Source organism: Solibacillus sp. FSL R5-0691 (assembly GCF_037974225.1).
Taxonomy (GTDB): domain Bacteria; phylum Bacillota; class Bacilli; order Bacillales_A; family Planococcaceae; genus Solibacillus.
Genome location: NZ_CP150231.1, coordinates 2,323,944 through 2,338,107, shown reverse-complemented (window position 1 = coordinate 2,338,107; position 14,164 = coordinate 2,323,944). Strand labels below are relative to the sequence as shown.

The window sequence follows — 14,164 nt, the reverse complement described above, 5'->3', positions numbered from 1 at the left end:
TATTTGAATATATAACTATCTAACATTTACTATTAGGAGGAAAATACAATGAGTTTATATTTAGTAGAATCAACAATTAACGAGGTTTCTTCGAAAGAAGCATTTTCGGCATTAGTCGAAAAGGTGCATGCTACAGAAGGTGTTGGAGTTATCGAAGTTCAAGTGGCAAAAGATTTTTCACGTGGTTATTTCATTATTGAAGCATCTAATGAGGAAGCTGCAAAAACAGCATTACAAACACAAGGTGTTGCAATTGATTTAGTAAAGGAAGTACGTTTAATCGGGAAAGAACTTGATGAAGTGAAAGCAGGCGGCGAGCAAGTAAACTACCTAGTAGAATGGGAAATTCCTGCAGAAATCACGATGGAAAAATATTTAGAGCGTAAAAAGAAAAATTCCGTAAAATACGAAGAAGTTCCAGATGTAAAATTCTCTCGTACTTATGTATGTGAAGATATGACGAAATGTTTATGTTTCTATGATGCACCAGACGAAGCAGCTGTTAAACGTGCACGTGAAGCCGTACAAACACCGATCACATCATTAACGGAATTGGCAGACTAAAAGGAAAGGATGCGGGGACAATGGCATTGAACAAAGAATTGTTAGATCAAATCATCGATGAAAAACTGAAGCCCGTAGTGAAGAAGGTCGATGAGCAGGCACATTATGCAGAAGATTATATTTTAGCGCTAAGTGAGGCTGGTTTCTTCCAATCGGCAAATAAGGACCAATCGACGCTATTACAGGATGAGGCAGCGGTTGTTCGTGAAACGGCAAAGGTTTGTATGACAACAGCATTTTGCGTTTGGTGCCATTTAGCCGCATTAACTTATATACGTAATAGTCATAACGCATATTTAAAGCAGACAATACTACATGAGCTGGAAACCGGCGTGAAACTTGGTGCAACAGGTTTATCAAATGCGATGAAGTACTATTCAGGATTGGAAAAACTTCATTTGAAGGCAGAAAAGACAGATGAAGGCTATGTCATTAATGGAACATTGCCGGCTGTATCAAACTTGGGGAATCGTCATTACTTTGGTGCAGTTGCGACAGTCGATGATCATGAAATTTTGGTGCTTGTCCCAACTGATAGTAAAGGGCTTGACATGAATGAACGACTTGGTTTCCTTGGCGTGAATGGCAGCGCAACCTATTCATGCAAATTCGATCAAGTCTTAATTTCGAATGACTTTGTTATTTCCGAGGATGCGAAAGAATTTTGCGATATTATTCGCCCTACGTTTATTTATTATCAAGTTCCGCTTGGAGCAGGTGTGATTGCCGCAGCAGTTGAAGGCATTGAAAAAGTTAAGGCGAAGCAAAACGGCTGTAACGAATACTTAAAAGTACAGGCAACCGAACTGCGCGATCATTATGAAAGAATTAATGCGGAGTTGAACAACTTGGCAAGTAATTTGACTTTGAAGGAAATTGTCAACACACGACTGCAAGCAGTGCACGATACTTTAGCTGCCGTACAGGCGAACATGATTCACAATGGAGCTGCCGGTTATGTTGCAGGAAGTGTACCATCCCGCAAGTTGCGTGAAGCATACTTTTTTGCCAACTTGACGCCAACCGTGCGACATCTTGAAAAAATTAAATCATCTTTTGCTTGAGTTTGTACAGGCAAGGACTATACGAAAATATCATTTTTCTCAACGGGGGAAATGATATTTTTTATTTTTCCATTTGTTATCTTAATCCATATTGACGAAAGAGTTTTTAAAGTTTTTTTCATCTTCGCTTCGAACTAGTAATTCAATGAGTGACATGAGAAAATGGATGAGTAGAAAAAGGGGGATCGGCATGGATCTAAAATTAACTGAAAAACAAATAAAAAATCTATGCGGAACCGTTTCTTTTAAAAAAGGGCAAACTTTTTATCAAACAGGAAAAGTGAATTTCCTGCAATATACGGATATGTATGGAGAAGCGGTTGTAAAAAGCACAGAACAATTCGTTGTCCGCATAGAAAAAGAGAGCACAGGTCAATTTAAGTCATCGTGCAGTTGCCCAACATTGGGTGATTTCAGCAAAAGCTGTCAACATGTAGCGGCAGTTCTGATCGCTATTTATAATCTCAACAAAAACAAGACACAATCTCTGCCAAATGATGAATACGATGAAAGTAATATTTCTGAAAACAGTTTTCTTTCTATTTTTAAACAACAGTCGGTACAAACAACAAGTCGGCAGCGACACTTCGAAAACCGGGAAGTATTGGATGTACAATTCTCGATAACTGTTCAATATACAGAACAAGACCCCCTTATCGGAATTCAACTCCAAGTTAATGGAGACCAAGTTTTATCAATTCGTGAATTTTTAACACATATAAAAAATAAAAAACCATACCGGATTTCCCGTAATACAACCTATAATTTTGAACAGTTTTGTTTTGACGAACAGCATGACGCCATCTTACAGCTCCTGATTAAAATTGTGGAAGATGATGCACTTTATAATGATATGCCTGTACAAAATCAGGAGCAGCAATTGCTGATCATTCCGCCTTCATCGTGGAATGTACTTGCTTCATTGATTTCAAATACGAAAAATATTTCATTAATTTATCAAAATGAACGCTATAGCGAAGTTAATATACAAACAAAGCCTACAGCACTTCGCTTTTACATTGAAGTAAAAGGGAAAGAGTATCGGCTTTATATAGAAGGAATTGAACGTGCTGTCTTACTTCCTAGTTACCGGTTAGTGCTATTTGAAGGCGAACTGACACATTTGAGTGAAGACAGCTTAATGCAGCTTTTCGAATTAAAGCAAATGCTGCTGCAAAAACCTTTCTTAACAATTGAGCATTCACACTGGGATTACTTTAGGGAACAGGTCATACCTAAACTGAAAAAAATAGGTAATGTCGAAATGGCACGGGAACTTTCGGTAAAACAGATGGAAAATCCGTTAGTCGTAAACGTTTATTTAGACCGTCTGAAAAACCGTTTCCTTGCAGGTGTGGAATTTCAGTACGGACAATTTGTCATTCAACCATTGGATGATCAGCTTTCGGATGACGTGTTCATCATACGGGATATTGAAAAGGAAGCGGCGGTATTGGCGTTGATGGATGAAAGCGGCTTTACAAAAACGGATGGCGGCTACTATATGCAGAATGAGGAACTTGAATATGAGTTTTTATATCACCAACTTCCAAAGCTCACAAAGCTCGCGAAAATCTATGCAACCAATTCTGTTAAACTGCGGATTGCGAAAGAAAACAACTTTCCGAAAATCCGGGTGAATGTCCAAAAGGAACGGACAAACTGGCTGGAATTTAAATTCGAAATGGACGGGGTTACAAATAAGCAAATTAAAGAAATTTTAGCGGCCATCAAAGTAAAGCAAAAATATTACCGTTTACAAGATGGGGCCTTGCTGTCTCTGGAGACGAGGGAAATCGAAGAAATTCAGCGCTTCCTTCGCGCAATTCCAGCTCAGGATGATGAGTATGAATTAACATTTAATATGCCGATATTGGATAGTCTGCCGTTTTTGGAACAATTTGAACAAAGTGACGTTTTCAAAGCGGAAGAATCGTTTAAACAGTTTACAGGACAGTTACTACATCCTGAATCTTTGACATTTGAAGTTCCGGAAAGTTTGGAACCGATTCTTCGCGATTACCAGAAACATGGTTTTAACTGGTTGAAATTGCTCTCGAATTATGGATTCGGGGGCGTGCTTGCCGATGATATGGGTCTTGGGAAAACGGTACAGAGTATTGCATTTATCGTATCTGAATTGCCGATAATCCGTGCGAACAAACAGCCGGTTCTGATTGTTTGTCCATCATCGCTTTCGTACAATTGGCTGTATGAGTTTATGCAATTTGCACCGGAAGTCGAAGCGATTGTCATTGATGGGGAAGTAGCGGAGCGGCGTCATTTACTGCGTACAATGGAAGATCATGATGTCATTATTACAACTTATCCATTATTACGTAAAGATAGCGCATTTTATGAACGTCAGCATTTCCATACCGTATTTTTTGACGAAGCGCAGGCATTTAAGAATCCGGTAACACAAACAGCAAGAACAGTGAAGAGAATTCAGGCGACAAATCGCTTTGGTTTAACAGGAACACCGATTGAAAATTCATTATCGGAATTATGGTCGATTTACCGCGTCATCTTTCCGCAGCTGTTTCGCGAGCTGGAGGAGTTCCGCCATATGCAGCGAAAAGATATTGCACGAAGAGTACGGCCGTTTCTTCTTCGCCGAATGAAAGAACAGGTATTAGGAGAGTTGCCTCAAAAAGAGGAAATGATAGAAAAAGCGGAATTATTGCCGGAGCAAAAGGCGTTGTATGCGGCCTATTTGGCTAAGTTGCGTGTCGATACAATGAAACATCTAGACAAAGAAACGTTTCATAAAAATCGTATCCGTATTTTGGCGGGAATTACGAGACTGCGTCAAATCTGCTGTCACCCGGCACTGTTTGTAGAAGGGTACAAAGGTAGATCCGCGAAGTTTGAACAGCTGTTCCGGTTATTAGAACAATCTAAAGCATCCGGACGACGCGTATTAATTTTTTCACAGTTTACGCAAATGCTCAAAATGATTGCGACAGAGCTTTCCAAACGCGGAGAACAATATTTTTACCTTGATGGACAAACGCCATCGGAAGAGCGGATTACACTTTGTAACTCTTTTAATGATGGAGAGCGGGATCTGTTTTTGATTTCATTAAAAGCAGGTGGTACCGGATTGAATTTAACCGGGGCAGATACTGTCATTTTATATGATTTATGGTGGAATCCGGCAGTCGAGGAGCAAGCAGCTGACCGTGCCCATCGTATGGGACAAAAGGAAGTTGTACAAGTTATAAAGCTTATCGCAAACGGAACGATTGAGGAAAAAATGAGCGAGCTTCAACAGAAGAAAAAAATGCTTATTTCGGATATATTGGACGGTGATGAATCGTCGAAGGGAACTTTAACAGAGCAGGATATCCGTGAAATTTTGATGATATAAAAAGGTTATGAGGACATTTTTATGCACCTCATAACCTATTTTTATTTTTCTGGTGTACGTACAATCAAAACATCGCAAGTTGCATGTCGAACGATTGCTTCTGTAGTGGAGCCCATGAATATCTGCTCGGCTGCATTCGATCCTGTGGCACCGCAAATGATAATATCTGCCGGCGCATGTTCTGAAAGCTTTCTTGCTAAAATTGTTTTAGGCGTTCCTTTTATTAAAATTTTATTGACCGCAGGAATGCCGGCTTCTTTTGCTTCCATTTCATAACGGTCCAATAAAACTTCACCATGTTTTCGAACCAATTCAACCATATTATCGTAAAGCATATCAAAAGATGCGGAGAAGCTCGTATCGATTACATGGATAATGTGAAGAGTTGAACCGATATTTCGTTTTGCTATATCAATTGATTTTTGAAAAGCAAGTTCGCTTATTTCTGAACCATCTACTGCAACAACGATATTTTCATAATGATTTGCCATAACAAATTCCTCCTTCATCTATTGAATAAAGTATATCAAATATATGAATCTCGGTATAACGATGACGCCGAGAATATGAGATGAGGAGTCGCCATCAATCTACTATATTATTTTGTAGGCAGGATTTTCAGGATCTTTTGAATACGATATGCAAAGAATCCGGCAAAAATTGAAAGAATAATATCTTTAGGCATTGGAGGAATCATCCAAAGCCATGCCATTTTGAAAGTAAACCCTTCAGGTGCGGATGCCCATAATGTATAGGCAAAATACATCCACGTTGTTCCTATAATATAGTTAACTGCCATCGCAACTAACGCACCAATAATATAGGCCAGTCGCGTTTGAAACTTTTCGGCAATTTTACCGGCAATATATGCACTTATAATAAATGTTACGATAAAGCCAAAAGTCGGAAGCAGAATCGCCGAAAATCCGCCTGTGAATTTAGAAAATACCGGTGCTCCTGCTAATCCAATAAACATGTATACGGCACATGCAATGGCACCTTTTTTTGATCCAAGCACTAAACCTGCTAATATTGCAAAAAATGCTTGTAATGTTATCGGCACACCACCGACCGTTAGAAACGGTACGAATGAAGTAATATTTGCTCCTACCATAATAAGTGTCGCAAAAAGTGCACTATAAATTAAATCAATCGTTTTAAAACTTTGTGTTTTGTGAACAGTCTCCATAAATTACTCCCCTTATTGTTAACTTCTATATTATTTTAGTTAACATAAATATAAAATGAGGATTGTTTTGTGTCAACTTTTATTTTTGGTAGGTTAACATATTAAATGAGCTTTTTTATAGACAGGTCGGACGTAATTTTGGTTAACTTGCATAAAAAAGTTTATAATAAGTGCATCTTTGAAAGAAATGAGGCGAAAACAATGACAGATAAAAAGCAGAATTTCGGTTTTCGTTTTAATAACAGTTACATGGAGTTGCCGCAAACTTTTTATTCCCATGTAACGGCTAATGAAGTGACATCACCTTCCATCGTTATCTTTAACCGGACATTAGCAGAACAGCTTGGTTTAGAGGCTCAGGAACTAAAAGAACATGGTGCCGCTATTTTGGCAGGACATGAAATGCCGGATGGTGCTGCGCAAATTGCACAAGCCTACGCGGGTCATCAATTTGGTCATTTTAATATGTTGGGCGACGGAAGAGCGTTATTACTGGGAGAGCATCTTACACCGAATGGAGAACGATTTGATCTTCAATTGAAAGGATCCGGTCGTACACCGTATTCTCGTGGCGGTGATGGACGAGCTGCACTCGGCCCGATGTTGCGGGAATTTATCATCAGTGAGGCAATGCATGCACTTTCGATTCCGACAACACGCAGCTTAGCTGTTACGGCAACAGGGGATGTTATCTATCGGGAGACAGCTTTGGAAGGCGCTGTTTTAACTCGTGTCGCTTCAAGTCACTTGCGGGTCGGTACGTTTCAATATGCGGCTGCATTTGGTGAACCGGAAGATTTAAAAGCTTTGGCGGATTATGCAATAGAGCGCCATTATCCTGAGCTATTGCAGCAAGAAAACCGCTATCTTGCATTTCTTGAATCAGTGCTTGACAGACAAGCGGCCCTTATAGCGAAATGGCAAAGTGTCGGCTTTATTCATGGTGTAATGAATACGGATAATATAACGATCAGCGGTGAAACAATCGATTATGGTCCATGTGCGTTTATGGATACATATGATGTGGCAACGGTATTCAGTTCGATTGACCGTCAAGGGCGTTATGCCTACCGCAATCAGCCACCGATCGCATCATGGAACTTAACACGTTTTGCAGAGAGTTTGCTGCCGCTCCTTCATGAAAAGGAAGAAGAAGCAGTCCAACTGGCTCAAAATACTCTTGGAAAATTCCCATCTATGTATGAAGCTTATTATTACAGTGAAATGCGGGAAAAATTAGGTCTGCTTTCGATTGATGAACAGGATGAAAAGCTGATTGATAATCTGCTGGATTTAATGGAAGAACACGAGGCGGATTATACAAATACATTCCGTGCATTGTCGGAAGGTAAGCGACCGAACAATGACTTGTTCCAGTCAGACGCCTTTAAAAAATGGGAAGAAACATGGTTTGAACGGATCGGACAGCAGGACACGACGATTGAAGAAACGATGCAAGTAATGCAGTCTGTTAATCCAGTCGTTATTCCTAGAAATCATTTTGTGGAACAGGCAATTGATCAATTTGCTGAAGGTGACCCATCAATGTTTGCGGAGATGCTGCAAGTGCTGACAAGTCCGTTTAGCATGACAGAGCAGTACAAAAAATATACAGAGCCGCCGACAGACGAAGAACCACCGTTTGTAAGCTATTGCGGGACATAAAAAGGAGCACGGTACAACGTATAAGTTGTTGCCGTGCTCATTTTTTATTGGGGAATAAAAAAACATCCATTTCCTCAAAGAGAGAATGGATGTTTTTGTTACCCTGTATTGTTAATTAAGATAGACGGTTACGGTAGTCTTCATATTGGAATGTACGAACTACTTTTACACCATCTTGTTCATTGTATGTGCAAATACTTGGTAAATTTACACCGTTGAACATATGCGTTTTTACCATTGTATAATGGGCCATGTCCGTAAAGACAAGTTTATCGCCTGCTTGAAGCGGTTCATCAAAAGAATAGTCTCCGATAATGTCACCTGCTAAGCAAGTCATGCCGCCTAATCGATAAGTGTAAGCTTTTTCGTTTGGCTGACCTGAACCGATAATATGCGCGCGATAAGGCATTTCAAGTGTATCCGGCATATGGCAAGTAGCTGAAGAGTCGACAATTGCAAGCTCCATACCGTTATGCACGATATCAAGCACTGTTGCCACTAAATACCCTGTATTCAGTGCAATTGCTTCACCTGGCTCTAAAATTACTTTTACACCATATGTCTCTTGGATACGGTTGATTAAGCTGATTAATAGCTCAACATTATAACCTGGTTTCGTAATATGGTGACCTCCGCCGAAGTTGATCCACTTCATTTGATGCAAGTATTCACCATATTTCTCTTCGAAGTGTACTAAAATACGCTCCAGTACTTCAGCGCCTTGCTCACACATTGCGTGGAAGTGAATGCCTTCAACACCGTCAAGTTCATCCGGACGGAATGACTCCACCGGAATACCTAAACGCGAGTTAATATAGCAAGGGTCGTACAGAGGTGTTTCCACTTCTGAATAACCAGGATTTACACGTAAACCAATTGAAATATTTTTCTCGTGATTTAACACTTTGTCTTTGTATTTATTTAACTGATCAAATGAGTTAAATACAATATGGTCGACATACGTTAAATATTCATCGATTTCATGCTCTGCATAGGCAGGGGCATATGCGTGCACTTCCTTGCCGAATTCTTCGAAACCAAGACGTGCTTCAAATAGTGAAGAAGATGTGATCCCCGCTAAATAATTGCGCGCCATCGGAAATGTTGACCACATAGAAAAGCCTTTAAGTGCAAGTAAAATATCACAATTCGTACGATCTTGTACAGATTTTAATAGTTTTAAATTGCGCTCAAGTAATCGCTCGTCCACTACGAAGGCAGGAGATGGTGCCTGTGACCAGTCGATCCCTGTTTCTTCAGCAAGTGCAGCCGCCATCACAGGTTTTTTCACATTTTTGATGTCTGTCATTACGCTTTTTCTCCAGCAGAAGTGAATTCCAAGTCGATTAATTCAGGGTTTTCTGTTTCGTGCCATGGTAATCCCCATTTATTTAATGCATCCATGAATGGGTCCGGATTGAAGTCTTCCACATTCCATACACCTGGTTTTTGCCATTCACCGTTCATTACAAGCATAGCGCCGATCATTGCCGGTACACCAGTTGTGTAGGAAATCGCCTGTGAGCCAACTTCTCTGTAGCATTCTTGGTGATCACATACATTGTATACATAGTAAGTTTTTTCTTTACCGTCTTTAATACCGCGAACGATACAGCCGATGTTAGTTTTACCTTTTGTAAGTGGACCTAATGTAGCTGGGTCTGGTAAAACAGCTTTTAAAAACTGGATTGGCTGAATCATTTGACCTTGGAATTCGATTGGTTCGATTGAAGTCATACCTATATTTTCAAGAACGTTTAAATGTGTTAAGTATTTTTCGCCAAATGTCATCCAGAAGCGAATTTGTTTTAAACCTTTAATATTTTTCGCTAAAGATTCCAATTCTTCATGGTATAGAAGGTAGCAATCTTTTTCACCGATTTCCGGTAAGTTGTAAACTGTTTTATATTCTAAAGGCTCCGTTTCAACCCATTCGCCATCTTTCCAGAAACGACCGTTCGCAGTGATTTCGCGAATGTTGATTTCAGGGTTGAAGTTTGTTGCGAATGGAAGTCCGTGGTCTCCACCGTTTGCATCAACGATATCGATGTAATGAATTTCATCGAAATGATGCTTTTGTGCATGCGCTGTGAATACGCCTGTTACACCTGGGTCAAAACCTGAACCTAGAAGCGCAGTAATCCCTGCTTCTTCAAAACGCTCTTTATACGCCCATTGCCATTTATATTCGAATTTAGCAGTATCTAAAGGCTCGTAGTTTGCTGTATCTACATAGTGAGTCTTCGTTGCTAAACATGCATCCATAATAGTTAAGTCTTGATATGGTAAAGCTACATTGATCACCACATCTGGATTAAATCCATTGATTAGGTCAATTAGTTCCTCGGTGTTATCCGCATCCACTTGTGCTGTGTGAATAATCGTTTTACCACCATCTAATTTTTCTTTTAAAGCATCACATTTTGATTTAGTTCGACTTGCGATCATAATCTCTTCGAATACTTCTGAGTTTTGTACACACTTATGTACGACAACGCTAGCTACTCCGCCAGCTCCAATAATCAATGCTTTACCCAATTTCTTGTCACGCTCCAAATCTATAATTTTTTGGTTTCATTTTTGAAACAAGATTGATTATATAGAATAGTACGGTAGTTAGCAATTATGTTCTCGAATTTTTTTTTGGAGAATATAGAGAAATTTAAATCATAAATTAATATCATTTTTGTCTAAAGAAGAAAAAGCCCAGTGAGAAGTCAATTCCACTGGGCAGGTATTTCTATTTAACTGTCTGTTTTTGCAAAAAGCTATCACGATTTGTAACGGCCTCAACAGCTTCATAAATTGTACTTTCAAAATGATTGACTTGAAGTGAAGTGACACCTTGAATTGTCGTTCCACCGGGTGAACAGACTTGATCAATTAATGCCCATGGGTGGGAATCGGACTGTAAAACCATTTGTGCACTGCCTAATACAGAGCTTGCCGCAATTTGAAGTGCCATCTCTTTCGGCATCCCTTCACGAACTGCCGCACGTGCCAAAGAGTCGATATAAAGGTAAGTGAAGGCAGGGGAAGCACAACCGATTGTTGTAAAGATTGAGAACAGGTTTTCAGGTAGCTCAACAATTGTTCCGACTGTAGCAAATAGCTTCTCAACGATTGCTTTTTGGTCGGTACTAGCTTTCTGAGTTGAGTAACAGCTTGTCGATGCCCCGATTGTAGCGTTGATATTCGGCATAACGCGGAAAATAGATGTTTCGCTTCCTAGTTCTTCGTGTAAATAATCGAGCGATTTTCCGGCAGCGATTGAAATGACGATATGGTTATTTGTCAGATGTTGTTTAATTGCAGGTAAAACCTCTTCAAACATTTGAGGTTTAACAGCGATGACAATAACATCGACTTGTTTCATTAATTGTTCAATCGAATCAGTTGCCTGAATGCTGTATTTATCTACAAGGTCATCCGTTTTTTCGCGGCTCCGATTCATCCCGTAGATATCGGCAGCATTAAACTGCTCGCTTGTAATCATGCCGTGTATAATTGCGCCAGCCATGTTTCCAAGACCGATAAATCCAAATTTCATTTTTAAATCCTTCTTTCAATTAATAATTATATTTAATACGTAAAATATCATAGCGCTTAGTATACCGCACTGGTCGGTCAATGCAACCGGAACGACTTTTTCCAAGCTTATAATGATGTTAATTCAGTTGCAATCCTCAATAAAACGGGTTATTTCCACGTGAGAACGGGAACATTGAGTGAAAAGGGGAACGGTTTCGGATTAAGTCACGCATTCGAGTAATAAATTGTATATAACGATAATTTTTGAGTACTTATTGTTGGAATGTATAAACAACGTTAAAATAAATGCAATGGACGAAGAGTGCAGATGCATTACTTTGTCGCCGATGGAGTGATTAGATGAAGGAAAACAAAAAAAATAAGGGTCAGGGAAAAGTAATTATTTTTCCAGGGATGATGGACCGGTTACTTAATGAAGCAAAATATTTGGCCGAAAATAACCAATACAAAGAAGCAAATGAGTTATTTGAGCAAGCTTTCTTGCTAGGTGAAGGGGATGAAGTATCACTTAGTATATTTGCATACTCTTTATATGAAGAAAAAAATTTCGAACGTGCCAAACAAGTATGTGAGGAACTGCTTGCGATAGGTCCTAACATGTACTTTGAAGTGATGGAACTGTATTTAACTATCTGCATGCAGTTACGCCAATTTAAACAAGTTGAAAAAATTATCGAATCATTGTTTGATGAACAATTAATTCCTGAACATGAAGCGGAAAAGTTTGAAAGGCTTAAGAACCTGAATGCGCATATCGCCGAAAATCAGGAATCTCATTTTCAAGCACCAATTATAGAAGGTGACGAACTTGAGGAATTTACGGCAGCTGAATTTTTAGAAATGTCCGCACAACAGCAAATGATGCGTATCCATGAGCTTACGGAAAAAAATATCCGTCCGTATTCAGAGGAATTGAAAGCGGTCATTGAAAATGAGTCAATTCAACCGTTTATAAAAAGTTTATTGCTTATCCTTCTTGTTGAACAGGAAGTTAATTTGGATGTAACTATATCAAAATTTGGTCAGTCCAAAGCATTGAACCCAGTGGATTTTCCGTTGCCGACAGAGCTGCCTCAATATAAGGAAATCTCGGGGGAAATAGCGGAACAGTTAGCGCAGGAGCCCTCGACATTGGAGTTTGCGATGCACTTGATCGACAAGCATGCAATTGTCCTTTACCCGTATGAATGGTCAGGATACGCCACTGAAGAAGTCGCATCAGGCTATATTGATTATGTGAAAACAATGTTTGGTGAAGAGAGAGAAATGAATGATGAAATAGTAACTTTTTTACAAAACATAGAAAAAATGTCGGATTTGCAAGAGTAGTGAAAAAAGTTGAAACATTGAGCATCTATGTTATACTAAAATGGTTGTCAAACAATATATATGACAGTTTGTTTAATCAAACGAATGTTAACTTTGGAGGTAATATATATGTCAGTAAAATGGGAAAAACAAGAAGGTAACGAAGGTTTATTAACAGTTACTGTAGAAGCTGCAGAAGTTGATAAAGCTTTAGACCAAGCTTTCAAAAAAGTAGTAAAACAAATTAACGTACCAGGTTTCCGCAAAGGAAAAATGCCTCGTAACGTATTTGAAAAAATGTACGGTGTAGAAGCTCTTTACCAAGATGCTTTAGAAATCGTTATCAATTCTTCATACCCAGTTGCTTTAGACGAAGCTGGTATTGAGCCAGTTGATTACCCAGAAATCGCGGGTACTGAGAATTTCGCTAAAGGCACTGACTTCACATACACTGCAACAGTAACTGTGAAACCAGAACCTAAATTAGGTGAATATAAAGGTTTAGAAGTAACAAAAGGATCAGCTGAAGTAACAGACGAAGAAGTTCAATCTTTAATCGACGCTCAATTAGCTAAAAAAGCTGAATTAGAAATTAAAGAAGATGAAGCAATCGTTGAAGGCGATACAGCTGTAATCGATTTCGAAGGTTTTGTTGGTGAAGAAGCATTCGAAGGCGGTAAAGGTGAAGACTACGCATTAGAAATCGGTTCTGGTTCATTCATTCCAGGTTTCGAAGAGCAATTAGTAGGCGCTAAAACTGGTGAAACGAAAGATGTAGTAGTTACTTTCCCAGAAGAGTACCATGCTGCTGAATTAGCTGGTAAAGAAGCGAAATTCGTAGTAACAGTTAAAGAAGTTAAAACAAAAGTATTACCAGAATTAACTGATGAGTTCGCTAAAGAAATCGATCCAGAAGTTGAAACTGTAGAAGCATTACGTACTAAATTAAAAGAAACAACTTTAGCTAACAAAGAAGCAGACGTTGAAGCGTCTTTACGCGACGAGTTAGTTGAAAAAGCTGCTGCTAATGCAGAAGTTGAAATTCCACAAGGTATGATCAACACTGAAGTTGACCGTATGATTCAAGAATTCGGCCAACGCTTACAAATGCAAGGCATGAACTTAGACTTATACTACCAATTCTCAGGTCAAAACGAAGAAGCATTACGCACTCAAATGGCTGAAGAAGCTGTAAACCGTGTACGTGTATCTTTAGTTTTAGAAGCAATTGGTCAAGCTGAAAATATTGAAGTATCTGAAGAAGATATCAATACAGAAGTTGAAAAAATGGCTGCTCAATTCGGTATGTCTAACGACCAAATTTTAACTGCTTTAGGTGGAACTCAAGTTCTTGAGAACGATATCCGCACTCAAAAAACAGTTGAATTCCTAGTTGAAAACGCTAAAATTTCAAACTAATTATTTGTTTTGAGTTATCGAATTTAAATT

General features: G+C 39.1%; 11 protein-coding genes. 6 read left to right on the top strand and 5 right to left on the bottom strand.

The window, feature by feature from the left end; all coding sequences use genetic code 11:
* Positions 1-48: 48 nt before the first annotated feature.
* From MKY51_RS11750 to MKY51_RS11740, 3 genes are all read left to right on the top strand, one after another.
* Positions 49-564, top strand: a complete 516-nt coding sequence (locus MKY51_RS11750) for a DUF4242 domain-containing protein (RefSeq protein WP_339172258.1) — start codon at positions 49-51, stop codon at positions 562-564.
* 20 nt (positions 565-584) lie between these two features.
* Positions 585-1,628, top strand: a complete 1,044-nt coding sequence (locus MKY51_RS11745; protein WP_339172257.1) for an acyl-CoA dehydrogenase family protein — start codon at positions 585-587, stop codon at positions 1,626-1,628.
* A gap of 190 nt (positions 1,629-1,818) precedes the next feature.
* Positions 1,819-5,001 (top strand): DEAD/DEAH box helicase, encoded by a 3,183-nt coding sequence (locus MKY51_RS11740; protein ID WP_339172256.1) that lies wholly within the window; start codon positions 1,819-1,821, stop codon positions 4,999-5,001.
* 41 nt (positions 5,002-5,042) lie between these two features.
* Here the strand turns inward: MKY51_RS11740 and MKY51_RS11735 are convergent, their stop codons facing one another.
* Positions 5,043-5,492 (bottom strand): universal stress protein, encoded by a 450-nt coding sequence (locus MKY51_RS11735; protein ID WP_339172254.1) that lies wholly within the window; start codon positions 5,490-5,492, stop codon positions 5,043-5,045.
* Positions 5,493-5,599: 107 nt separating this feature from the next.
* Positions 5,600-6,190 carry a biotin transporter BioY gene (locus MKY51_RS11730; protein ID WP_339172252.1) on the bottom strand — a complete coding sequence of 197 codons (591 nt, stop codon included), beginning with the start codon at positions 6,188-6,190 and terminating at the stop codon, positions 5,600-5,602.
* Positions 6,191-6,391: 201 nt separating this feature from the next.
* Here MKY51_RS11730 and MKY51_RS11725 point away from each other — a divergent pair, with 201 nt between their 5' ends.
* Entirely contained in the window at positions 6,392-7,855 is a 1,464-nt protein-coding gene (locus MKY51_RS11725) for a YdiU family protein (RefSeq protein ID WP_339172249.1), read from the top strand.
* A 115-nt stretch (positions 7,856-7,970) separates the two neighbouring features.
* On the opposite strand, the gene nspC is transcribed toward MKY51_RS11725, so the two are convergent.
* The 3 genes from nspC to proC all read right to left on the bottom strand — a co-directional run bounded on the left by nspC (position 7,971) and on the right by proC (position 11,405).
* Entirely contained in the window at positions 7,971-9,131 is a 1,161-nt protein-coding gene (gene nspC, locus MKY51_RS11720; protein WP_339176625.1) for a carboxynorspermidine decarboxylase, read from the bottom strand.
* 32 nt (positions 9,132-9,163) lie between these two features.
* Complete coding sequence (locus MKY51_RS11715) at positions 9,164-10,393, bottom strand: saccharopine dehydrogenase family protein (RefSeq protein ID WP_339172247.1); 1,230 nt, start codon at positions 10,391-10,393, stop codon at positions 9,164-9,166.
* 202 nt (positions 10,394-10,595) lie between these two features.
* Positions 10,596-11,405 (bottom strand): pyrroline-5-carboxylate reductase, encoded by an 810-nt coding sequence (gene proC, locus MKY51_RS11710; protein ID WP_339172244.1) that lies wholly within the window; start codon positions 11,403-11,405, stop codon positions 10,596-10,598.
* A 341-nt stretch (positions 11,406-11,746) separates the two neighbouring features.
* On the opposite strand from proC, the gene MKY51_RS11705 reads away from it, so the two are divergent.
* A complete protein-coding gene (locus tag MKY51_RS11705; RefSeq protein WP_339172241.1) occupies positions 11,747-12,736 on the top strand; it encodes a DUF3196 family protein in 990 nt (329 codons plus the stop codon).
* A 108-nt stretch (positions 12,737-12,844) separates the two neighbouring features.
* Positions 12,845-14,134, top strand: a complete 1,290-nt coding sequence (gene tig, locus MKY51_RS11700) for a trigger factor (RefSeq protein WP_339172239.1) — start codon at positions 12,845-12,847, stop codon at positions 14,132-14,134.
* Positions 14,135-14,164 lie beyond the last annotated feature (30 nt).